This is a genomic window from Bacillus sp. LBA3-1-1.1, assembly GCF_040676495.1.
Classification (GTDB): Bacteria; Bacillota; Bacilli; order Bacillales; family Bacillaceae_G; genus Bacillus_A; species Bacillus_A nitratireducens.
Window position 1 is genome coordinate 142,064 of record NZ_JBEGIB010000012.1, and the last position, 20,709, is coordinate 162,772.

Annotated in this window: 27 protein-coding genes and 1 riboswitch; of the genes, 19 read left to right on the top strand and 8 right to left on the bottom strand. The window is 34.5% G+C overall.

Annotated elements, in window-relative coordinates; genetic code table 11:
• Positions 1 to 46: 46 nt before the first annotated feature.
• On the top strand, positions 47 to 907 hold the full coding sequence (locus MRBLBA3_RS11655) for a GNAT family N-acetyltransferase (protein WP_363381331.1): 861 nt from the start codon (positions 47 to 49) through the stop codon (positions 905 to 907).
• Positions 908 to 941: 34 nt separating this feature from the next.
• Here the strand turns inward: MRBLBA3_RS11655 and MRBLBA3_RS11660 are convergent, their stop codons facing one another.
• Positions 942 to 1,502, bottom strand: coding sequence for a cysteine hydrolase family protein (locus MRBLBA3_RS11660; protein ID WP_363381333.1), 561 nt, complete (start codon positions 1,500 to 1,502; stop codon positions 942 to 944).
• 182 nt (positions 1,503 to 1,684) lie between these two features.
• Here MRBLBA3_RS11660 and MRBLBA3_RS11665 point away from each other — a divergent pair, with 182 nt between their 5' ends.
• Entirely contained in the window at positions 1,685 to 1,945 is a 261-nt protein-coding gene (locus MRBLBA3_RS11665) for a DUF6123 family protein (RefSeq protein WP_002149252.1), read from the top strand.
• Positions 1,946 to 1,947: 2 nt separating this feature from the next.
• Here MRBLBA3_RS11665 and MRBLBA3_RS11670 read toward each other — a convergent pair whose 3' ends face one another.
• The 3 genes from MRBLBA3_RS11670 to MRBLBA3_RS11680 form a co-directional block, all read right to left on the bottom strand.
• Positions 1,948 to 2,853 (bottom strand): DMT family transporter, encoded by a 906-nt coding sequence (locus MRBLBA3_RS11670; protein ID WP_363381335.1) that lies wholly within the window; start codon positions 2,851 to 2,853, stop codon positions 1,948 to 1,950.
• Positions 2,854 to 2,866: 13 nt separating this feature from the next.
• Entirely contained in the window at positions 2,867 to 3,253 is a 387-nt protein-coding gene (locus MRBLBA3_RS11675; RefSeq protein WP_363381337.1) for a reverse transcriptase-like protein, read from the bottom strand.
• Positions 3,254 to 3,323: 70 nt separating this feature from the next.
• Positions 3,324 to 4,196 (bottom strand): aldose 1-epimerase family protein, encoded by an 873-nt coding sequence (locus tag MRBLBA3_RS11680; protein WP_000127413.1) that lies wholly within the window; start codon positions 4,194 to 4,196, stop codon positions 3,324 to 3,326.
• A gap of 131 nt (positions 4,197 to 4,327) precedes the next feature.
• Positions 4,328 to 4,372: riboswitch (PreQ1 riboswitch) on the top strand.
• Positions 4,373 to 4,378: 6 nt separating this feature from the next.
• Between MRBLBA3_RS11680 and MRBLBA3_RS11685 the strand changes: the two genes are divergently transcribed.
• The 3 genes from MRBLBA3_RS11685 to MRBLBA3_RS11695 all read left to right on the top strand — a co-directional run bounded on the left by MRBLBA3_RS11685 (position 4,379) and on the right by MRBLBA3_RS11695 (position 5,973).
• Positions 4,379 to 4,864, top strand: coding sequence for a QueT transporter family protein (locus MRBLBA3_RS11685; RefSeq protein ID WP_363381339.1), 486 nt, complete (start codon positions 4,379 to 4,381; stop codon positions 4,862 to 4,864).
• 260 nt (positions 4,865 to 5,124) lie between these two features.
• Positions 5,125 to 5,784 (top strand): ribonuclease H family protein, encoded by a 660-nt coding sequence (locus MRBLBA3_RS11690; protein ID WP_000875540.1) that lies wholly within the window; start codon positions 5,125 to 5,127, stop codon positions 5,782 to 5,784.
• Between the two features lie 12 nt (positions 5,785 to 5,796).
• A complete protein-coding gene (locus tag MRBLBA3_RS11695; RefSeq protein ID WP_000358801.1) occupies positions 5,797 to 5,973 on the top strand; it encodes a zinc-finger domain-containing protein in 177 nt (58 codons plus the stop codon).
• A 34-nt stretch (positions 5,974 to 6,007) separates the two neighbouring features.
• Here the strand turns inward: MRBLBA3_RS11695 and MRBLBA3_RS11700 are convergent, their stop codons facing one another.
• Both MRBLBA3_RS11700 and cspB read right to left on the bottom strand, forming a co-directional pair.
• Complete coding sequence (locus MRBLBA3_RS11700; RefSeq protein WP_000534728.1) at positions 6,008 to 6,256, bottom strand: DUF2564 family protein; 249 nt, start codon at positions 6,254 to 6,256, stop codon at positions 6,008 to 6,010.
• Positions 6,257 to 6,375: 119 nt separating this feature from the next.
• The gene (gene cspB / locus MRBLBA3_RS11705) at positions 6,376 to 6,573 is read right to left on the bottom strand and encodes a cold shock-like protein CspB (RefSeq protein ID WP_001161729.1); all 198 of its coding nucleotides are present in this window, start codon (positions 6,571 to 6,573) and stop codon (positions 6,376 to 6,378) included.
• A 262-nt stretch (positions 6,574 to 6,835) separates the two neighbouring features.
• Here cspB and MRBLBA3_RS11710 point away from each other — a divergent pair, with 262 nt between their 5' ends.
• The 8 genes from MRBLBA3_RS11710 to MRBLBA3_RS11745 all read left to right on the top strand — a co-directional run bounded on the left by MRBLBA3_RS11710 (position 6,836) and on the right by MRBLBA3_RS11745 (position 13,371).
• A complete protein-coding gene (locus MRBLBA3_RS11710) occupies positions 6,836 to 7,564 on the top strand; it encodes a YqcI/YcgG family protein (protein ID WP_001005931.1) in 729 nt (242 codons plus the stop codon).
• 139 nt (positions 7,565 to 7,703) lie between these two features.
• Positions 7,704 to 8,336, top strand: coding sequence for a LysE family transporter (locus MRBLBA3_RS11715; protein WP_000466555.1), 633 nt, complete (start codon positions 7,704 to 7,706; stop codon positions 8,334 to 8,336).
• A gap of 19 nt (positions 8,337 to 8,355) precedes the next feature.
• Complete coding sequence (locus tag MRBLBA3_RS11720; protein WP_000286371.1) at positions 8,356 to 8,649, top strand: hypothetical protein; 294 nt, start codon at positions 8,356 to 8,358, stop codon at positions 8,647 to 8,649.
• Positions 8,650 to 8,727: 78 nt separating this feature from the next.
• Positions 8,728 to 9,357, top strand: coding sequence for a sterol desaturase family protein (locus MRBLBA3_RS11725; protein WP_363381343.1), 630 nt, complete (start codon positions 8,728 to 8,730; stop codon positions 9,355 to 9,357).
• A gap of 225 nt (positions 9,358 to 9,582) precedes the next feature.
• The gene (locus MRBLBA3_RS11730) at positions 9,583 to 9,924 is read left to right on the top strand and encodes a DUF485 domain-containing protein (RefSeq protein WP_000817363.1); all 342 of its coding nucleotides are present in this window, start codon (positions 9,583 to 9,585) and stop codon (positions 9,922 to 9,924) included.
• A gap of 2 nt (positions 9,925 to 9,926) precedes the next feature.
• The gene (locus tag MRBLBA3_RS11735) at positions 9,927 to 11,477 is read left to right on the top strand and encodes a solute symporter family protein (RefSeq protein ID WP_212089936.1); all 1,551 of its coding nucleotides are present in this window, start codon (positions 9,927 to 9,929) and stop codon (positions 11,475 to 11,477) included.
• A gap of 189 nt (positions 11,478 to 11,666) precedes the next feature.
• Positions 11,667 to 13,016 carry an aspartate aminotransferase family protein gene (locus MRBLBA3_RS11740; RefSeq protein ID WP_363381661.1) on the top strand — a complete coding sequence of 450 codons (1,350 nt, stop codon included), beginning with the start codon at positions 11,667 to 11,669 and terminating at the stop codon, positions 13,014 to 13,016.
• A gap of 76 nt (positions 13,017 to 13,092) precedes the next feature.
• Entirely contained in the window at positions 13,093 to 13,371 is a 279-nt protein-coding gene (locus MRBLBA3_RS11745; RefSeq protein WP_000417073.1) for a DUF3986 family protein, read from the top strand.
• Between the two features lie 63 nt (positions 13,372 to 13,434).
• On the opposite strand, the gene MRBLBA3_RS11750 is transcribed toward MRBLBA3_RS11745, so the two are convergent.
• Positions 13,435 to 14,598 carry a cation:proton antiporter gene (locus tag MRBLBA3_RS11750; protein WP_363381346.1) on the bottom strand — a complete coding sequence of 388 codons (1,164 nt, stop codon included), beginning with the start codon at positions 14,596 to 14,598 and terminating at the stop codon, positions 13,435 to 13,437.
• Positions 14,599 to 14,864: 266 nt separating this feature from the next.
• On the opposite strand from MRBLBA3_RS11750, the gene MRBLBA3_RS11755 reads away from it, so the two are divergent.
• Complete coding sequence (locus tag MRBLBA3_RS11755) at positions 14,865 to 15,695, top strand: MerR family transcriptional regulator (protein ID WP_000925938.1); 831 nt, start codon at positions 14,865 to 14,867, stop codon at positions 15,693 to 15,695.
• A gap of 100 nt (positions 15,696 to 15,795) precedes the next feature.
• Positions 15,796 to 17,151: an MATE family efflux transporter gene (locus MRBLBA3_RS11760; protein ID WP_363381663.1), complete on the top strand. Its 1,356-nt coding sequence runs from the start codon at positions 15,796 to 15,798 to the stop codon at positions 17,149 to 17,151.
• 36 nt (positions 17,152 to 17,187) lie between these two features.
• Here the strand turns inward: MRBLBA3_RS11760 and MRBLBA3_RS11765 are convergent, their stop codons facing one another.
• Complete coding sequence (locus tag MRBLBA3_RS11765; RefSeq protein ID WP_363381348.1) at positions 17,188 to 17,853, bottom strand: DUF421 domain-containing protein; 666 nt, start codon at positions 17,851 to 17,853, stop codon at positions 17,188 to 17,190.
• A 157-nt stretch (positions 17,854 to 18,010) separates the two neighbouring features.
• Here MRBLBA3_RS11765 and MRBLBA3_RS11770 point away from each other — a divergent pair, with 157 nt between their 5' ends.
• The 4 genes from MRBLBA3_RS11770 to MRBLBA3_RS11785 all read left to right on the top strand — a co-directional run bounded on the left by MRBLBA3_RS11770 (position 18,011) and on the right by MRBLBA3_RS11785 (position 20,649).
• Positions 18,011 to 18,589 carry a YdcF family protein gene (locus tag MRBLBA3_RS11770; protein ID WP_363381350.1) on the top strand — a complete coding sequence of 193 codons (579 nt, stop codon included), beginning with the start codon at positions 18,011 to 18,013 and terminating at the stop codon, positions 18,587 to 18,589.
• A gap of 152 nt (positions 18,590 to 18,741) precedes the next feature.
• Positions 18,742 to 19,059 carry a DUF4870 domain-containing protein gene (locus tag MRBLBA3_RS11775; RefSeq protein ID WP_098218785.1) on the top strand — a complete coding sequence of 106 codons (318 nt, stop codon included), beginning with the start codon at positions 18,742 to 18,744 and terminating at the stop codon, positions 19,057 to 19,059.
• A 182-nt stretch (positions 19,060 to 19,241) separates the two neighbouring features.
• Entirely contained in the window at positions 19,242 to 19,976 is a 735-nt protein-coding gene (nfsA, locus tag MRBLBA3_RS11780) for an oxygen-insensitive NADPH nitroreductase (protein ID WP_363381352.1), read from the top strand.
• A gap of 88 nt (positions 19,977 to 20,064) precedes the next feature.
• The gene (locus MRBLBA3_RS11785; protein ID WP_363381354.1) at positions 20,065 to 20,649 is read left to right on the top strand and encodes a DJ-1/PfpI family protein; all 585 of its coding nucleotides are present in this window, start codon (positions 20,065 to 20,067) and stop codon (positions 20,647 to 20,649) included.
• Positions 20,650 to 20,709 lie beyond the last annotated feature (60 nt).

Sequence of the window (20,709 nt, forward strand, 5' to 3'; positions counted from 1 at the left end):
TTGATTCGGAAAGAATGATGCAAACGTCTAAATATGGAGATGGAAAATGAGTGAATTGGAAATTAGAGTGGAGCGTCTTAGGAAAGGAAAAATAGAGGATATTGTAGCATTATCTTCTTATATTGGCTGGGATTACAGCAGAGAGGAAATTGAGACGATTTTGAATACGGGTATAGTATATGGTGTAGTAAATGAGAGGGAAGAGCTTATTGCTAGTACAGCAATTATACTATACGGGGAGACATTAGCCTCAATTGGAATGGTAATTGTACATCCAGATTATAAAGGAAGAGGGATTGGAAAGATAATAACGGATTCATGTGTTAAAAGCGTATCAACTCAAACCCCCATTATGCTTATTGCTACGGATGAGGGAAAAATTTTATATGAAAAACTAGGATTCAGGGCTGTTAGTTATGTTTCTAAATACATATGTAACTCGTACAATGCGAATGATCATTGTGTAGGAAATGAAGATTATATGATGAATTATGAAGAGTGTGATTTAGAAAAAATAATAAAAATAGATGAATATGCGTTTGGAACAAATAGAAAAGCATTTTTAAAGAAAAGAATTATCCAAAGTGAACAGTGCATCGTTGTAAAGGACAACAAACAAAATGTATTAGGTTACGGTTTAAGTATACAAACACCAGAAAATAAAATATTAGGACCAGTCGTTGCTAAAAATGATGCGATGGCAATGAGAATTGTACATTATTTAGCAAGAGAGCATCATGGTAAATTAAGAATTGATGTACCAGAAGGAAAGAAAGGTTTCATGAAAGCATTAGAGATTACTGGTTTTCAAAAGGTTAATACACCACCAATTATGATGAAAAATAGTGATCAATTTTTGAGAAGAAATGGGGAACTATACAGTATTGCAGCGCAAATTTTTGGATAAAAAAGAATCCTTCTGAATGAAGGATTCTTTTTTATTAATCACGATATTGGTCGTGAGTTGGTTGAAAGAGGTCTTCTTCGATATCTCTCACCATAGAAAAATGATCAACATTATAATGTCCATGTAGAGTTTTATTATGATGACCAATAATTTGCTCTGCAGATAATACGTTAGAATCAGTTGTTGAATGACCATTTTTAATTAATGTAACGTCAAATCCTTGTACAGTAGCTGTTCTAACAGCGGTGTCGATACAATATTCTGTTTTACATCCACCGATAACGATATGGTTAATGTTTTCTTCTTTTAAAAGTTCAAGTAAAGAAGTGCCATAGAATGAGTTTGTTGCTGCTTTATTAATAAGGATTGCAGACTGAGGTACTTTAATTTCATTATGTACTTCAAATCCTTCTCCACTACCAGAAGCAACATCGATATCTCTTACGAAAACAATAAGGGCATTTGAATCTATTGCTTTCTGTACGGCTGTATTTAGTGTAGATAATAGCTCGGTTTTATGAAAAACTTCATTTTCTTGTTCATTTCCATCCATTAATTCTTGCTGAGCATCGATAATTAATAGTGCTTGTTTCATCGTGTCGCCCCTTTAATATGAAATAAGTTCTACTATACATATTCATTCATAGTGTAGGGAAATCCTCTATCGTCTACGAAGTAGACGATAGATTTACAAAGTTGTCAAATAAATTTCATTCTCATAGGGTGTAAAAACATGTATGATAGGAAGTGGAGAATTTTTGAGTAGGTGGGAATATCATGCAAACAGTAGAAGATTATCTTTCATTCTTACATACGAAAGGATTTAAGTTATCAGAGGAAGCGCAAGGGTTTATTATGTTCGGACAAGGATATACTGGCGCATCTGATGGAATTGTGAACGCAGCAATAGAAGCGACGATTAAACATCAATTACAGTTTGATGGTAGTTATTTTGTTGCTTTGTTAGAGCGATTGAAAGAAGAAGATATTAAAGATAAAAAAAGCGCTAAGGCTTTTATGCGGAAGTTACAAGCGTAACTTCACGCAGCCTGCGCTTCTTTTTTTGTTTTGGAAGGTAATTCAACAAAAACCATGCCTAGGAAAATACATAGGCATCCGATAATAGCAGAAATGGAAAGTTGTTCGTTTGCAACGAGAACGCCTGTTAATGCAGCAAAAACGGGCTCCATTGCGAAAATAATTGCTACTCTCGTTGGAGACGTATGTTTTTGTGCCGATGTTTGAATGAAAAAAGCAATGGATGTCGCGAATAGGGAAGTTAAAAATAGAGCAAATAAAAAAGAAGAATTCGTCCATAGTGCTACTGAAAATAATTTTTCCCAATCTTCAAACAAAAAGGCGCAAATAGAAGAAAACATACCGACAGCTAATACTTGCGATGTGCTTAACAATAAAGGTGATATTTTCTTAGAAAAGAAGCCGTTAACAAGAATATGGGCAGCGAAAGCAACTGCACAACCGAGAACGAGTATATCTCCAATGTTTAATTGAAAAGAATCACCAGCCGTTAATAAGTATAAGCCTGCTGTTGCTACAGCAATACCAAGTACGATAAAAATGGTAGCTTTTTGTTTTAAAAAGATAAAAGACAAAATTGGTACCATAACGATACTAAGCCCTGTTAAGAAACCAGCTTTTGAAGAAGTTGTATAAAGTAAGCCGAATGTTTGTAATACATAGCCAACGCATAAAAAGAATCCAACGATTAATCCAGCGAGGCTACTCTGTTTTATATCCTGTTTTGAAGATTTTTTTGAGAAAATCATTTGAACGAATAATAAAATAATTCCAGCGAATAAAAAGCGAATCCCATTAAAAGTAAATGGACCAACGAAAGACATAGCATTTTGGACGACAACAAACGTAGCTCCCCAAATAAAAGAGACAAATAATAAAGCAAGAGGAGCAATCCAATCTTTTTTCACACTCATACCCCCGTTAATTTTGTAAGATAGCTTTTCTAGCTAATTCATCAGCGACTTTATTTTGACTACTTGGAATCCACTTAATAAAAAAGAGATCGAAACTTTTTATGTACTGCAGTGCTTCCTCTAATAGTGGTGCAAACATTTTATTTTTTGCGTATTCTTTTTCAACAGCTCGCTCGACAAGTTGCGAATCGGTACGAAAAGAGACAATGTTATAATCATGTTCCGTGCAATATTTTAATGCCGCAAGTAAAGCGTGGTATTCTGCTTCATGATTGGACATTGTCCCAAGGGGCAATGATAACTGTACAGCTGGTTGAACCCCTTTAATAAACACTCCTGCACCAGAAGGACCAGGATTTCCTTTTGATGCACCATCAATATATACTTCAATCAAAATGAGAAACCTCCAAATTATAAGATGATCCCCTACTTATATGTTTCTTTAAAGTAGGGGATAGAGTAACTTAGCCGATTGTAATACTATAACGACATGTAAATGTTTCATTCGCTTGTAAAGATTGAATTCCTTTTTTTTCCTTGAAATCTTTTGCTGGATTTATTTCATCAGCAATCCCGTACCAAGGTTCAATACATAAGAAAGGTGCGTTCTCGCCTGGTGTCCATACGCCGACAAATGGGAATCCGTCAAATTCTACTTTTACAAATTTATTATGTTTATGAGAACGAATAGAGATTTCATCCGTATTCATATTTTCAAAAATAAGTGCATCATTTTTGAATAAATCGTATGTAAGTGGTAATTCATTCGTATTTTCAGCGATTAATTGCTTTTTACTTGAAAGATAAGGTCCTTCTAATACGCTTGTTTCTAAGCGTTCAGAACCATTAAATGATAAATGATAATCTGTAAATGATTCGCCCTCTAATAAGGGGAAGTTGAAGCCAGGATGTGCTCCGATTGAGAAGAACATCTCTTTTGAAGTAGGGTTATTTACTTCATATGTTACATGAACGATTTGTCCGTCTAGCTCATAAGAAACGAGTAATTCGAATTCGTATGGGTATTTTTTTAATGTTTCTTCATTACTAGTAACAATATAAGTGATTTTCGTTTCACTTTGTTCTTTTACAGAGAATGTAAGATCACGAGCAAAGCCGTGTTGTGTTAAAGAATATGGTTTACCATCTACGTAGTATGTATTATCTACTAATCGGCCGACAATTGGGAATAAAATTGGTGCGCGGCGCCCCCAATAAGTAGAATCGCCTTGCCATAAGTATTCAGTGTTATCTTCTTTTAAGCGAACGCTTTGTAATTCTGCACCTTTGTCAGAAATGGAAACGATCACTTTTTCATTTTGAATTGTTGCTGTCATGAAGTGAAACCTCCTAAATCTTTCATATGTTTTATTATACGTTGTCCAAAAGAAAAAAGGTAGTAAATGATAGGAATCTATTGACGAAAGAGTGCCTATTGCGTAAAATATAATCTTGTTGCTTAAAAACGAATAACGTGGTTCGAAACCATCCCACGTAAAAAAACTAAGGAGATTTTGTCATGAATATAAGAACATTAGTCGGTAATGGTATTTTAGCGGCATTATATATTGCTGTTTCTATGCTTATTCAGCCATTTGGCTTTACGAATGTACAGTTTCGTATTTCAGAGATGTTTAATCATCTCGTTGTATTCAATAAGAAAGCAATTTACGGGATTGTATTAGGTGTATTTTTAACGAATCTCTTTTTCTCACCTATGATCGCTTACGATTTAGTGTTTGGAGTAGGACAATCGATTCTTGCACTACTTGCAACTATTATTTCTATGCGCTTTATTAAAGGTGTTTGGGCTCGTATGATTTTTAATATAGTTATTTTTACAATTACAATGTTTATGATAGCAATTGAACTTCATCTTGCATTTGATTTACCATTTATGTTGACTTGGTTAACTTGTGCAGTTGGTGAATTTGTTGTAATGGCAATTGGTATGCCTGTAATGTACTGGATTAATAAGCGAGTGCAATTTGAAAGATTTATGTAATAGATGAAAGAGCCGTTCCTTACTTAGGAGGGCTCTTTTTGTATATGATTAAATTGTATATAATACTGTGACTCTTGATAAAATATAATAAAATAAAGTGAAACTTTAATCAGTGGGGGACCCCGGCTGATTATTAGCCCGCACCAATCGGGCATTTACGGACAGTTGATCTCTTCGCTTCGCTAAATTTTAAGGTGAGAGTCTTACTGGCCGCAAATAGCGGGATAAATATAAGAAGTCTTATAAAAGGGGAATCTATTATGAAATATAAAATACATTGGTTGTATAAAACGAAGCGTGGTTTACAAACTGAATTAACAACAGATTATATGAACATAGAAGAAGTACTTCAATTTGCGGAGGATTTTGAGAAAACAGGTAGGGTGAAAGAACTGTTATTTTTCGATGAAATGGACGCGGAATGGTCATTAAAAGAAATGAAAAAACTGAGTAAGCAAGTGGAGGAAGATCCTCAAGAAATTCAAGTTTATTTTGATGGTGGTTATGATGTACAGACGAAAGAAGCTGGGGTTGGTATATGTGTATACTATAAAAAAGGAAATACAAATTACCGAATTCGTCGCAATGCATACATAGAAGGCATATATGATAATAACGAAGCGGAGTATGCAGCATTATTATACGGGATGAATACACTCGAGGAATTAGGAATTAAATATGAACCGGTTACACTTCGGGGGGATTCTCAAGTTGTACTGCAGCAATTAGCTGGTGAATGGCCTTGCTATGATGAACATTTAAATCATTACTTAGATCAAATTGAACAAAAAGCGAAGCAAATGAAATTAAAGCTTGTTTGTGAACCGATATCAAGAAAACAAAATAAAGAGGCGCATCAATTAGCAACGCAAGCTTTAGAAGGGACAGTCATTGATAGTCATAAAGAAATAACCGAATAGAGAGGTGCAAAAGTGGATAAAAAGCAACTCATTACAGAGGTGAATGACTTATTAGAAACGTATTGTGAAGGATGTTTTTTGCGAGAACATAATCGAAAAACAAATAGTAAATATTATGCCCATTCATTTTGTATACGACAATGTACAGTTGGAGAAACGTTGAAAAAATATGGAGAACAGTTGTCATAAAAAAAACATCCAGAGAAAACTCTCTGGATGTTTTTTAGTGCTTTGCTTCATGTAATTGATGCTCGCACTTACTTAATTTCTTTTCCTCATTCATTAAAAATGGCTCATCTAAATCTGTTGCAACAGATTTCATAATTTCAAGCTGAGAGCGAGCTGCTTCTACTGCAGTAGAAGCATGCTCTAATGTGTCCGGATCCATTGAAATCGTTGCAGAACCTACCATTTTTTGTGCAGTTTCTACACGGAATTTTACTTCTTCAAAATCATTTACATGTGAACCCATTGTTATTGCCTCCTTTGTATTTTGCGCATTTCACATAGTTTTTGCTCTGTAAAACGGAAATATACAAAGGAATAACAAAGGAGGTTACCAAGTTAGGTAACCTCCTGTCATATGTTGGATTAAAGTTTTACTACGTTAGCAGCTTGAGGTCCACGGTTTCCTTCAGTAATGTCGAAAGATACTTCTTGACCTTCCTCTAAAGCTTTGTAGCCGTCACCTTGAATAGCAGAGAAATGTACGAATACATCATCAGAGCCGTCCATTTCGATAAATCCAAAACCTTTTTCATTGTTAAACCATTTTACTTTTCCTTGCATGTTACAATTCCTCCTAAAAAACGATTACTTTTTTCATTTAGTGAAATTCATTAAAAAGAAAATATAATTTAAAAATGCTATATTCTAGAATATTCTGCTAAATGATTAATTTAAATATACACGAATTGGTAGAATTTAGTCAAGTAAGCGGTTTTATTTTTTGTATTTTTAAATAACTTTCCGCTCAAATTTTTAATAAGGTATAGGACAAGCCGCGTATGTAATATTCTTAAATGAAAGCTGTACATAATGAGGTGAAAGAATGAATGAGTCTTATTTATTAGATAATGAAGGAATGAAAAATAGAGTCGACATACCGAATTGGGTTGCAAAAGAATTTCATGATTTTTCGAATGTCGTGCTAGAACCAACTTTTCCGTGTTATTTTGGTTTAACAGCTTTGAAAAAGAATGAACTTCGTTATTCATTTCTCTCTCATAATGATTGGGGGCATTTACCCAATACAATGTTATCTTTTTTGGAGTTAATGAAAGAACGGCCAATTGTAAGAAGAGGATTTTTTCTTTTTGTAGAACCGGAATGTGAAGAGAAATCAATCGAATATTATCGAGATTATTTTTGGAAAGTACTACAATATTTACATGAAAACGATGATCAAACATGGCCGAAGCAAATTCCAACAGATCCAGATCATTATTTATGGGAATTTTCATTTGGTGGTGAACCGATATTTGCGTTTGGAAATGCACCGGCTTATAAACAGCGAAAGACTAGGCACTTAGGAAATTCTCTCGTTATTGGATTCCAGCCACGAACTATTTTCGAGGGCTTAGAAGGAGATCGTCCTAAAGGCTCATATTCGAGACAAATGGTTCGTGAGCGAGTGGAAAAGTGGGATCAGCTGCCGAAGCATCCTAACATTAGTCACTATGGCGATCCTAACCATCGTGAATGGAAGCAATATTTTATTGGAGATGATATAGAACCGATTAAAGGTAAATGTCCTTTTCATCATAGGATAGAGAAATAAGAGCCATCAACTGGATGGCTCTTTTGTATATTTTGGATAAAAAAGGGTATTGTATTAGTGAATAATTTTTATGAAAGCTAGTCTATTTTCTATATTTCCATCATTACTTAGTAGTAAAAGAAGTAGAAAGGATAGAGCGATGTTTGGAGCAATTATACAACAAATAGTATTGGGTATTTCATTAGCTGCACCGGTAGGTCCAATTAATATTGAAATGTTAAAACGTGGAATTGAACGTGGGTTTTGGCATGCGTGGATTGTTGGAATCGGAGGCATGACTGCTGATATTTTGTTTATGCTTCTTATTTATTTTGGTTTATCTTCTGTGTTTATGTATACATATGTACAAGCTTTTATGTACTGCACTGGGTTTTTCCTGTTATTTTATTTAGGATTTCAAAGTGTAAAACAAGGAATCTCCCACTCGAATATGGAATATAACAAAGAAGAGGTAGGTGGACTTAAACAATCCTTTATGGCGGGATTTTTAATTGCGATATCCAACCCATTAAATCTCGTTTTTTGGTTTGGCATATACGGAAGTACACTTAGCTCATTGCTTACAAAGGTAACGAAACAAGAAGCTTTTTTGTACAGTCTTTGCATTATTATTGGTATTATTTTGTGGAACTTAAATATTGCTTTTTCTGTACATTTTGGAAGAACTTTATTAAAACCAAAAGCACTTGGCTATATTACAGCCGGAGCAGGTATTATTTTAGTAGGATATTCTATCCATTTTGCATACAAAGCTTTACAGTTGTTCACATAAGATTGAAGGGGAGATTTTTATGTATCGAACCACTATTGACGGAAAAGAAATTATCATCACACTAGCACCAAAAATCCGAAAAGAAATTACTGACAGGAACCCATTATATGAAGCGGTATTTAAAAATGCAGCAAGGTTGCTGCAAACGAAACAACCAACGTTTGCGGTAAATCATGAAATATTTGGGCTTATTATTGGAGAAGTACAAAGGGGTGAAGTAACAGTGTTTGCAGTAGAACACATTATCCCTAAGCAAAATATATTTGGTCCGAACACTTTTTTCTCGACAATAGAACAGCAGGCAAATTTGTGAAGTGAATAGAATAAAATAGAAAAGAAATAGTCGTAACGATATGTTGCGGCTGTTTTTTTTGGAAAAGGGGGAAGAAAGATGAAGAGAGTGGTAAAGGAGTTCTTTTTGCAACATGATATTGTTATTATGTATAGTATTTTATTAATTTTTATCATTATTTTAAAAATGCAATTTTTTACATGGATCGGTATGTTAGCGTGTGTGTTTGGGATTGTTTTTTATACGTTTAACGAATATATGACACATCGTTTTTTATTCCATTTAAAGCCGCCTAAAAACGCATTTTTATTAAAAATGTTAAGAAGATTACATTATGATCATCACGTATATCCAGATGATTTGAAACTTTTATTTTTGCCTGTATGGTTTAGTATACCTAGTTTTACTATATATTTACTTATATCATATGGTATTACAAAAAGTGTTACTGTTACACTTTCATTTGGAGTCGGAATGATTATCATGCTCCTCGTTTATGAATGGAAACATTATATTGCACATAAGCCGATTCGTCCCTTCACTAAGTTTGGAAGATGGTTAAAAAAACAGCATATATTACACCATTATAAAAATGAAAAGTTTTGGTTTGGTGTTTCAAATCCAGTATTCGATTTTATATTTGGAACGCTTAAAGATGGAAAAGAAGTTGAATTAAGCGAAACAGCTCGTAATTTAGAAAAAGAGAAAAAAACAGAAGTAGTGCGATAAGCACTACTTTTTTTATCCCGATTGGTGTGGATTGAAGTACTCGGATTTTATGGTGAAAAAGTATATTAAAAACTTAGGGGAAAATGCCGAAAAATGTCTATCGAAAAATCTTTGCAGGAATGTACGGATTGTCTAAAATTAAAATAAGTTTCTGGATATTTATAAAATTTAGTCTTTAGGTATGCAAGGGGGAAGTGCATTTCAAGTAAGAGAGGGGACCAGAGAATGAAACGAGATGATACGTCAGCACGTAAGTTGCAAAATGAGGTGAATTATACAGAGGTTGTTCAGTCAGAAGAGTTTCAATTGCTATTAAATAAGAAAAAGAAGTTTATCGTTCCGATGAGTATTTTCTTTTTAAGTTTTTTTATTACATTACCTATTTTAACATCCTATTCAAAGGTGCTTAATACACCGGTGTTTGGTGATGTTACATGGGCGTGGGTATTTGCATTTGCGCAATTTATAATGACGTGGGCATTATGTATGATTTATAGCAAAAAAGCAGAATCCTTTGATGAAATCTCGCAAAAAATTCTGCAAGATATGCAAAAAGGGAGGGGCTGAATTTGAATACTACTGCGTTTGCACTATTCTTAATTATTGTTCTCGGTACGCTCGTCATAACCTATTTTGCATCGAAAAAAACGAAAAATGCGAGTGAGTTTTATACAGCTGGTGGGGGATTAACTGGTTGGCAAAATGGCCTGGCCATTGCTGGAGATTACATGTCTGCTGCGTCATTTCTTGGTATAGCCGGAGCAATCGCATTAACTGGGTTTGATGGATTCTTTTATAGTATCGGTTTTTTAGTTGCTTATTTAGTTGTTCTATATCTTGTTGCAGAACCGCTTAGAAATTTAGGGAAGTACACGTTAGCGGATATGATTGCAGCACGTTTCGATGCGAAAAAAGTTCGCGGAGTTGCAGCACTTAATACGATGACGATTTCAATTTTTTATATGATTGCACAATTAGTTGGTGCGGGTGCACTTATTAAATTATTATTAGGCATCGAATATACGACATCTGTATTAATCGTCGGCACACTTATGACCGTGTATGTTATTTTTGGAGGTATGACAGCTACTAGCTGGGTTCAAATTGTAAAGGCTGTACTACTTATGGCTGGTACATTTATTATTTCTGTTATCGTTTTCTCCAAATTTAATTTCAGTGTGACTGAAATGTTCGCTCAAATGAAAACTGCTACTCCATTAAAAGATTCGTTTTTAAATCCAGGAGTAAAGTATAAGGATGGTCTTGATACACTTTCTTTAAATTTAGGACTAGTTCTTGGTACAGCAGGATTACCACATATTCTTGTTCGCTTTTTCACAGTACGTGATGCAAAAACGGCACGTCAATCTGTTGTATATGCGACGTGGTTAATTGGCGCGTTTTATATTATGACGATTTTCTTAGGGTTTGGAGCAGCGGCGTTTGTAGGAAATGAGGCAATTATTAAAGCAAACCCTGCTGGTAATATGGCAGCACCTTTATTAGCTAAAGCGTTAGGTGGAGATTTCTTATTTGCTTTCGTATCGGCGATTGCTTTTGCGACTATTTTAGCAGTAGTGGCAGGCCTAGTATTAACAGCAGCATCAGCATTCGCACATGATTTTTATAATGAAATTATTCGCAAAGGAAAATCAACGGAAAAAGAGCAAGTGTCAATGGCTCGCTATGCGTCTATTGGAGTAGCGATAGTATCTATTATACTCGCTTTATTTGCGCAAACATTGAACGTAGCATTTTTAGTTTCATTAGCATTTGCAGTTGCTGCTAGTGCAAACTTACCAGTCATATTATTCACAATTTATTGGAAGCGTTTTAATACAACGGGAGCGATTTGTGGTATGATTGTCGGTCTTGTGTCAGCGATTGTACTTGTAGCGTTAAGTCCAAACGTTTGGAACCCTGTAGCTGGAAAAGCTATTTTTGTCGGGGAAGCGATATTCCCATATACGACACCTGGAATTATTTCGATTCCGCTCGGGTTTCTTGCAGCATATTTAGGAACCGTTTTCTCTAGTAAGAAAGAAGATGCAGCGAAGTTTGATGAAATTCTCGTGAAATCTAATACTGGTCATGGTATTAGTGATGCATCTTCACATTAAAAAAGAGGAGCTTTTCGAATTAAAAGAAAAGCTCTTTTTCTTTTGTCATTTTCTTATAAATATTACTGTGTTGTAAGTAGGATTTGTCAAAATTTTGTGGAATGAAAATAAGCAGGGAGAAATTTAAATCATCATGGCACCAGCGCAGCTTTTGTGAAAAATAAGTTGTTATGGAAGGTGGAAGAAATGATGAAAACGAAACAGACTGATGAATTATTAGCAAAAGATGAGCAATATGTTTGGCACGGAATGCGTCCCTTTAGTCCAAATAATACAATGGTAGGGGCAAAGGCAGAAGGGTGCTGGGTTGAAGATACACAAGGAAAAAGATACTTAGATGGTATGAGTGGTCTTTGGTGTGTGAATAGTGGATATGGCAGAAAAGAGCTCGCAGAGGCGGCTTATAAGCAATTACAAACATTATCATACTTTCCAATGTCACAATCACATGAGCCAGCTATAAAGCTTGCTGAAAAGTTAAACGAGTGGCTTGGTGGAGAGTATGTTATATTCTTCTCTAATAGTGGATCAGAAGCGAATGAAACAGCTTTTAAAATAGCAAGGCAATATTATGCTCAAAAAGGTGAACCGCATCGTTATAAGTTTATGTCACGTTACCGCGGATATCATGGAAATACAATGGCGACAATGGCAGCGACAGGACAAGCGCAGCGTAGATATCAATATGAGCCGTTTGCTTCAGGATTTTTACACGTAACGCCTCCAGATTGTTACCGTATGCCAGAAATGGAATCACAAAATATTTATGATGTAGAGTGTGTAAAAGAAGTCGATCGTGTCATGACATGGGAATTAAGTGAAACGATAGCAGCATTTATTATGGAGCCAATCATTACAGGTGGAGGTATTTTAATGCCGCCACAAGACTATATGAAAGCTGTTCACGAAACATGTCAAAAACACGGGGCACTACTCATTAGTGATGAAGTTATTTGTGGTTTTGGGCGTACAGGAAAAGCATTTGGGTTTATGAACTATGACGTTAAGCCTGATATCGTTACGATGGCAAAAGGTATTACGAGCGCATACTTACCATTATCAGCAACAGCTGTGAAAAAGGAAATTTATGAAGCATTTAAAGGAACGGGAGAATATGAATTCTTCCGCCATATTAATACATTTGGTGGAAACCCAGCGGCTTGTGCATTAGCGCTTAAAAATTTAGAGATTATGGAAAATGAAAATTTAATCGAGCGCTCTGCACAAATGGGTTCACTTTTATTAGAGCAATTAAAAGAAGAAATCGGAGAACATCCACTTGTTGGGAATATTAGAGGGAAAGGGCTATTGGTTGGGATCGAACTAGTAAATGATAAAGAAACGAAAGAGCCAATTGATAATGATAAAATCGCAACTGTTGTAAATGCCTGTAAAGAAAAAGGACTTATTATTGGGCGTAACGGCATGACAACAGCAGGATATAATAACGTCTTAACATTGGCACCGCCGCTCGTTATATCAAGTGAAGAAATTGCTTTCGTTGTTGGTACGTTGAAGACGGCGATGGAGCGTATTTAATTAAGCGAGCTGTAATATACAGCTCGCTTTTGTTTATTACGTGAAATAGGATAGTTTTTTAAAGGGAGGGATATGAATGGAGAAATATGATCCTAGTAAACATTATCACATCGGATATTATGAAGATGGATATGATTTAGAAGTGACAGCGTATAAAAGAATAAATGAACCAATTTGGGATGCCTATATTCCACACTATGAGGTAGATGATTTTTACAAAAAAGTGGAGGGAATGAAGCTAGGTGAATATATAGATGACTATGGCATTAAGGTGTATTCATTTAGTAATGATATCGATGATGAAGAAGCGCGAACTATGTTTGAAAACTGGTTAAAAATGAATGGAATTGTTTAAAGATAAAATGAAAAAGGAGATTACTATCTTATTAGATAGTAATCTCCTTTTATTATATGAAACTTATTTACTTGCTTTCATTGCTTTATCTTTTGCACCAAAAGTGTATTTTAACATTGGTGGTGTAATCATTGTAGTTAAAATAACGACAATAACGATAGCTGTAAAGTAATCTTGTGCTAATAGGCCAGAAGAAAGTCCTGTTCCTGCGATGATAAGAGCAACTTCACCACGAGAAACCATACCAGCGCCGATAATTGCCGAAGACTTTGCGTCAAATCCAGTCATTCGTGCACCGAATCCACAACCAATTAGTTTTGTTAATACAGCGATTACTGTTAATGCTAGGATGAACCAAATTTGATTGCCAATACCGTCAAATGTAATATTCATACCGATACTAACGAAGAACACTGGAACGAACATAGCGTAAGCAATTGGTTCTACTTTCTTTTCTACTTCATGTTTGTAGTTCGTTTGAGAAATAGCGATACCAGCTGCGAAAGCACCGATAATACCAGCAATTCCTAATAGTTCGCCGAAATATGCGAATGAGAAACAGATGATAAGAGCCGCGCTCACGATAGACTCAGATACGCGTAATGGTGATAACCAGCGCATGATCGCAGGAACACCTTTCCATCCGATTAAAATAATAGAAGCGAAGAATACAACTTTCTTCAAGATAACCATTGTTAAGTTAACATCGTCTGTACCTAAGAAGCTCATTGCAAATGCTAATAAAATAACAACAAGAATGTCATCAAATACAGCTGCTCCAAGCATTGTTGTACTTTCACGTGTTTTCATTTTACCTAAATCACGAAGTGTTTGAACGGAAATACTAACACTTGTCGCACATAGAAGTAATCCTAAAAATACAGCGTTCCCTTGTTCCATTCCGATAACAAGACCGGAAACGTAACCACCTACGAATGGAAGAATGATACCTCCGAGTGCAACTGCTAAAGAAGAATTACGATTTGCGTTTAATTCTTCTAAGTCTGTTTCAAGTCCAGCCATGAACATTAAAAGAATAACCCCGACGTTACTTAATTGTGTTAGAAGCTCTGAATTTTCAATCCAACCGAATACAGCTGGACCGATAACGATACCAACAATTAATTTACCTAGTACAGAAGGTTGACCTAATCTAACACTAAGATCACCAGCAAGCTTTGTACTTAATAAAATAAGTGCAATTTGAAAGAAAAATTCGAATTCCATCTGATCATCTCCTCATCATTTTTATTTTTATCATACGATTTCTCGGAATTTGCCTAATGAAAATATGTAAAACCCATTAAACAAAGGGTCTTATTACAAGTTCTTTTGAACTCGTAATTTGAACCTGTAATTAATATATAATAAAATTTATTAAAAATCAATGAAAAAATAGCAGATTTTCATGAGAGGATTCGTTTTAGAAATGGGAGATATAGATATATAATAAGAAGTAATAAAGTTTACACATAATGAATGGAGAAAGAAAAATGTTATTAAATAAACGTTTTACCATTGGAGAAATGGCAAAAATGCATAATATAGCGGAATCTACATTACGTTATTATGACGAGAAAGGAATTTTTCATCCGTCAATTGTTGATCCGCAAACCAATTATCGCTATTACACAATCGATCAGTTTTCACTATTAGATACAATTAAATTTTTACGCCAATTAAATATCCCATTAAAGGAAATAAAAAAATATATTGATGAACGGAATCCGTCTTATGCGCTGAATTTACTAGAAAAACAACAAGAAATGATGCGAAAAAAGCAAAGAGAAATCGAGTATGCTTTGGCAAAAATGGAACATAAAATTCATTTAATGAAGAAAGCGACGAAAGCGGAAACAGATCGAATTGTAATTAAAAAGATATCAAAGAGGAAAATAACAGCAATTGCGGTTGCCCCCAATACAACAGATGATATGTTTGAATATTATATCCATTCGCTGCAAAAAAATATGAAGCAAATTGATAATAGTGTATTTTCAGGAGATATCGGTGTAACAGTTTCAAAAAAAGCATTACTTCAAAATGAGTTTCAAGCGTATAGTAGTATTTTTATTCTTTTGGATTATATGCCTTTTCAAGTTCAGACTTCTGATGAAATTAAAGAAGGTTTATTTGCTTGTTCTTATCACCATGGACCATATGAAGAAACAGACGCAACGTATACGGAATTATTAAAGCACATTGATAACGAAGGATACGAAGTAAGCGGAGATGCACTTGAGCTTGCGCTAATTGACTGGTCTGTAACAGAAAATCCGAAGGAGCAAGTAACGGAAATTCAAATACCTGTTGTTAAAAAATAAATAAAAAATAGGCTTATATATTTTTTGATTCTCTATTGACCTTCAAGTAACTTGAAGGTTTAAACTGTGAACAGAGCATTGAAAAAGGAGCATTTATATGATGGAAACAACAGAAAAATTAAGAGAAAAACCAATTAAAAGTTTATTTATTACTTATTTAATACCAGCTGTTCTTGGGATGGTATTAATGTCGGTTAATATTGTGATTGATGCGGTCATGATTAGTAGAGGAGTTGGCGCAAACGGCTTGGCAGGAGTAAACGTAGCTATTCCAGCGTTTTCAATTTTCTTCTCTATTTCATTATGGATTGGAATGGGCGGAGCAACGTTATATTCCATTGCACTAGGGGAAAATAAACTGGAAAGAGCAAGGTCTATTTTTACTCAATCTATGACAGTGGCAGTTATTATCGTAGCTGGTTTAGCAGCTATTTGCTTATGGAGAATAGAAGATATAGCATACTTATTCGGTGCAAATGAAGTGATTTTACCATATGCGTTAGACTATTTACACGTGTTATTAACATTTGGAATGATATACGTGTTAGAAAATATTTTAAGTACATTTATACGAAATGACGGAAATCCTAATTTAGCAATGGCAGGTCTTGTTGTAACGGCTGTATTAAATATAGTGTTTGATTATATCTTTATTTTCATCTTTGGATGGGGCGTAACAGGTGCTGCTTCAGCGACTATTCTTTCAGCAGCGATTGGTTTCCTCGTATTATTATCTCACTTCTTTAGAAAAAGTAGTATTTTAAAATGGAAGAAATTCCATTTTGAATGGGATACGATTAAACAAATTATGGTGATTGGTTTCCCGAGTTTTACAGCAGAAAGTACAGTAGCAATTGTAACAATTGGTTTTAATATTGCATTCGTTCAATATGCAGGAGAACTAGGTGTAGCTTCTTATGCGATGGTGAATAGTATTCATGCAATGACATTACTATTATTCTTCGGTGTTGGTGCAGCGTTACAACCAATTGCTAGTTTCCATTATGGTGCAAATTTATCAGAAAGATTACGTGAAGGATTGCAGTTCGCTGTAAAAATTGTAGTAGTACTCGGAGGTATTGCAATTGTTATCGGTTTATTCTTCGGGAAATATATTATTGGTTTATTTGATGTTCAATCGCCAGAACTACTGGAGTTAACGTTAACAGGTATTAGTTTATTCTTTATTCAATATGTATTTTTAGGCTATAACATTGTATATGGAGAGTACTTCCAATCAGTGCGACAAACGAAAAAATCAGTACTTATCATAATGAGCAGAGGTTTACTATTTATTATTCCATTGTTATGGATTATGCCGAAATTATTTGGTATAAACGGAATTTGGCTCGTTATGCCAGTAGCGGAAGTATTGACAGCAATTATCGTATTTACGATGAATCGTATGAAACATCCTGTTCCGTTAAACATGGCGAGAGAGAAAGAAGCAATATAGTGAAGAAAATCCCCTTGAACAAATAAGGGGATTTTTTCATTCTTTTAAACTAACCGCAAAAGATCCATCTGTCTCCTGCACAGAAGCGAAAGCAACGTTTTTAATATTTGTAACGCCTTTCTCCTTTAACTCTGCATGTAACCATTTTTCGTTTTTATGGATTAACTTTAAGTTATCGTATTGAATTTGTGAATCAACGATAAGAGCAATTGGTAATCCTGCATACTTAACATCTATATTCATATCTTTCGGAGTCAATGGTACGAGTTCTCTCTTTGGCAAAATACTTATAGATCCATTGGATTCTAAAATTGCATATTCAATTTCATGAACACTTGGATATCCTGCCACTCGGAGGTTTGAGAGTAATTCAGCAATTGGATATCTACTTTTCTTTAAGTTCTCAAAAATAATATCCCCATGTTTTATTAAAATAATGGGGTGCCCGAGAATGAAACGATTTAATTTATTTAATAAGCTTAGTTTTGTAAGAAGTAGATGTAAGCATGTAATGGTAACCATGCCGAAAAATGCTTGTAAAGCACCGTCGACTGGTATCGCTTGAAAGGCTAAATAAGATAAAAAGATAATAGCGCCAAAATCATGAGGAGTTAGTTGTGCTAGCGCGGATTTACCTAATAACTTAAGCGACATTAAAAATAAAATAAAAAAGAATGATACATTACATAAAAAAACGAGCAATATGTACACTCCTTCGTGCGAAGTTGTACTTACTATTCCCAAAGATATGATTAATATTACTTTAGAGGGTAATTTATGCTGAACTGGAATTTATCTGTATACAAATGAATCAGTGGATATTATGATAAATAAATAGAGAAAATAGGAGTATATATGAATGTTAAAGAAAAAAATTATAAAGTATAGTGTAGTAATCTTGATGATTGGTGCTGTTTATGCAGGTTTTTTGCAATATAATATTTATAAGTATGGACATATGAAAGCGCCTGATGATGCTGATTACATTATTGTACTCGGATCGAAAGTAAATGGAACGAAACCGTCTTATTCATTGCAATATCGTATTGATAAAGCAGCTGAGTATTTAAAATTACATGATAAAACAATTGCTATCGTATCTGGAGGCCAAGGAAAAGGTGAAGATATTACAGAAGCATTAGCGATGAAACAAGGATTAATGAAACAAAACATTGAAGAAGACCGCATTATAATGGAAGAACGTTCGACGAGCACAGATGAGAATATTAAATTCTCAAAACCTCTTATCCCTGAAAATATGAAAAAAGGGATGATTGTAACGAACGATTTTCATATGTTCCGAGCGAAAAAGATTGCAGAAAAACAAGGATTGACATTAGAAGGTCTTCCGGCGAAAACACCGAAGCCAATTGTTATTAAATCGAATGTTCGAGAATATTTAGCGATCACACAATATTGGTTATTAAATCGAATATAATGAAACTCAAACGAAAACCCACCTGATTCCAGGTGGGTTTTCGTTTGAGGAAAATCTTACAAAGATGTCATGTTCATGAAAGGTAAAGCGATAGTTTCTAACAGGGTTTCCTGACATAATGAAGATAACAAAAAACTTTAGAGGTGATTCGGTTGAAAGGAAATAATATTTTATCTTCGCTATGTTACTTTAGTATCTTTTTTGCACCATTTTTACTACCAATTATCGTATACTTCGTTGCGGAAGATGAAGTGAAATATCATGCGAAAAAAGCATTTTGGTCACATATTTTCCCATACGCAATTTTATTTGGAGGATTAGCACTATCAGGAGTATACGGTTTAAGTTTCAATCAGTCTGAGAGCGTTGGAATTGGGATGGTTATAACGTATGCAGTGTTTATTTTAGTAGGGATTTATTATTTCATTTGGAATATCGTAAAAGGCGTTAAAGTTTTAAAAACGGCGTAACAATAATAGAGTACGGATTTCTCGGTAGTTTCCAGTAAGTTAATATAATTTCATTTACCGTAATAAAAGATACTTAAAAAAGAGTAATTCAAAAAGAATTGCTCTTTTTGTGCTTATAAGTTGTGAATATTGAAAAAGATATGTTAATTTTTCATTATGAAGAGAAAAAAGGAGTGACTTTCATGAATGAGATGATACATAAAATGGAGCAACACGTTTCAGTTCGTAAATATAAAGAAGAACCAATTTCAAAAGAGGTAGTAGAAAGAATGGTGCAAGTTGCACAACATGCGGCTTCCTCACATTTTGTACAGGCGTATTCTGTTATATATGTAACAGATCAGGAACTAAAGAGTAAACTAGCTGAATTATCCGGGAATCGTCACGTGAAAGACTGTGCAGCATTCTTTGTTTGTTGTGCAGACTTAAAACGACTTGAAATGGCGTGTGAAAAACATGGTACAGAGATAAAACATGAAGGAGTGGAAGACTTTATCGTTGCGACGGTAGATGCTTCACTTTTTGCACAAAACTTAGCGCTTGCAGCTGAATCTTTAGGATACGGTATTTGTTATATTGGCGGAATTCGTAATAACCCGAAAGAAGTGAGTGAATTGCTTCATTTACCGGATAAAGTATATCCGGTATTCGGAATGACATTCGGCGTACCAGATGAAGAGCATGGAGTAAAACCACGATTACCGGTAGCAGCAATTCTTCATGAAAATGGATACGATGAAAAGAAATATGATGAATTATTAAACGAATATGATGAAACGATGAGTGCGTATTACAAAGAAAGATCGTCAAATCAAAAAAACGTAACATGGACAGAATCAATGAGTTCATTTATGTCCAAAGAGAAAAGAATGCATATGAAAGAGTTTTTAAATGAAAAAGGATTAAATAAGAAATAAGTAAAAAGGCAAACCTGTAATGCGGGTTTGTCTTTTTTTGGAGGAGAAATGTGATTGTTTTCGAATAGGTATAGAGGGAGGCGATAACATGAAGAAAGCTTTAATCTTTTTATTCGATGGATTTGCAGAATTTGAAGTGAATGTAGCGAGTTTGTTTTTGAAAAGTAAGGAATTTGAAATAATAACAGCAACTGTAGACGGAAAAGCAGTTACAGGAGAAGGCGGATTTTTGTGTCAACCACATGTCTCTATAGAGCATATTGAAGTAGTCGACTATGAAGTGTTTATTGTACCAGGAGGGCATATTTTTCACCATTTAGAAAATGAACAACTGTTATCTATTGTAAGTGAATTACATAAGCAAAATAAATGGATTGCGGGGATTTGTGCAGAAACAGCCTTACTACATGCAGCTGGTGTGCTTAATATGAAGAAATTCTCGACATCATTAACTTCAGATGAAGAACAATTAGCGCATCTACATGAATGGAAATATAAACAAAAGAAAGATGTAACTGTGGATGGTAAGGTCATTACAGCGGTAGGGTCTGCATATGTTGAATTTGCAGCTGAAATAATGAAGCAGCTTAATTTGTTTAATGAAGATGAAGTGAATGAGAACTTGCAATACTTTAAAAATGTAACAGAGTTTTGTGATGAAACTTTAGTATAAGTTAATAGCCTTAACAAAATACCTAAGTTCAGAAAGCTGTCTATTCTTTCTGAACTTAGG

What these genes read in the sequence shown, in the direction of transcription:
- MRBLBA3_RS11655 (WP_363381331.1), top strand. Translation starts at nt 47, where the DNA reads ATGAGTGAATTGGAAATTAGAGTGGAGCGTCTTAGGAAAGGAAAAATA.
- MRBLBA3_RS11660 (WP_363381333.1), bottom strand. Translation starts at nt 1,502, where the DNA reads ATGAAACAAGCACTATTAATTATCGATGCTCAGCAAGAATTAATGGAT.
- MRBLBA3_RS11665 (WP_002149252.1), top strand. Translation starts at nt 1,685, where the DNA reads ATGCAAACAGTAGAAGATTATCTTTCATTCTTACATACGAAAGGATTT.
- MRBLBA3_RS11680 (WP_000127413.1), bottom strand. Translation starts at nt 4,196, where the DNA reads ATGACAGCAACAATTCAAAATGAAAAAGTGATCGTTTCCATTTCTGAC.
- MRBLBA3_RS11685 (WP_363381339.1), top strand. Translation starts at nt 4,379, where the DNA reads ATGAATATAAGAACATTAGTCGGTAATGGTATTTTAGCGGCATTATAT.
- MRBLBA3_RS11690 (WP_000875540.1), top strand. Translation starts at nt 5,125, where the DNA reads ATGAAATATAAAATACATTGGTTGTATAAAACGAAGCGTGGTTTACAA.
- MRBLBA3_RS11700 (WP_000534728.1), bottom strand. Translation starts at nt 6,256, where the DNA reads ATGGGTTCACATGTAAATGATTTTGAAGAAGTAAAATTCCGTGTAGAA.
- cspB (WP_001161729.1), bottom strand. Translation starts at nt 6,573, where the DNA reads ATGCAAGGAAAAGTAAAATGGTTTAACAATGAAAAAGGTTTTGGATTT.
- MRBLBA3_RS11710 (WP_001005931.1), top strand. Translation starts at nt 6,836, where the DNA reads ATGAATGAGTCTTATTTATTAGATAATGAAGGAATGAAAAATAGAGTC.
- MRBLBA3_RS11715 (WP_000466555.1), top strand. Translation starts at nt 7,704, where the DNA reads ATGTTTGGAGCAATTATACAACAAATAGTATTGGGTATTTCATTAGCT.
- MRBLBA3_RS11720 (WP_000286371.1), top strand. Translation starts at nt 8,356, where the DNA reads ATGTATCGAACCACTATTGACGGAAAAGAAATTATCATCACACTAGCA.
- MRBLBA3_RS11725 (WP_363381343.1), top strand. Translation starts at nt 8,728, where the DNA reads ATGAAGAGAGTGGTAAAGGAGTTCTTTTTGCAACATGATATTGTTATT.
- MRBLBA3_RS11730 (WP_000817363.1), top strand. Translation starts at nt 9,583, where the DNA reads ATGAAACGAGATGATACGTCAGCACGTAAGTTGCAAAATGAGGTGAAT.
- MRBLBA3_RS11740 (WP_363381661.1), top strand. Translation starts at nt 11,667, where the DNA reads ATGAAAACGAAACAGACTGATGAATTATTAGCAAAAGATGAGCAATAT.
- MRBLBA3_RS11745 (WP_000417073.1), top strand. Translation starts at nt 13,093, where the DNA reads ATGGAGAAATATGATCCTAGTAAACATTATCACATCGGATATTATGAA.
- MRBLBA3_RS11750 (WP_363381346.1), bottom strand. Translation starts at nt 14,598, where the DNA reads ATGGAATTCGAATTTTTCTTTCAAATTGCACTTATTTTATTAAGTACA.
- MRBLBA3_RS11755 (WP_000925938.1), top strand. Translation starts at nt 14,865, where the DNA reads ATGTTATTAAATAAACGTTTTACCATTGGAGAAATGGCAAAAATGCAT.
- MRBLBA3_RS11760 (WP_363381663.1), top strand. Translation starts at nt 15,796, where the DNA reads ATGGAAACAACAGAAAAATTAAGAGAAAAACCAATTAAAAGTTTATTT.
- MRBLBA3_RS11770 (WP_363381350.1), top strand. Translation starts at nt 18,011, where the DNA reads ATGTTAAAGAAAAAAATTATAAAGTATAGTGTAGTAATCTTGATGATT.
- nfsA (WP_363381352.1), top strand. Translation starts at nt 19,242, where the DNA reads ATGAATGAGATGATACATAAAATGGAGCAACACGTTTCAGTTCGTAAA.
- MRBLBA3_RS11785 (WP_363381354.1), top strand. Translation starts at nt 20,065, where the DNA reads ATGAAGAAAGCTTTAATCTTTTTATTCGATGGATTTGCAGAATTTGAA.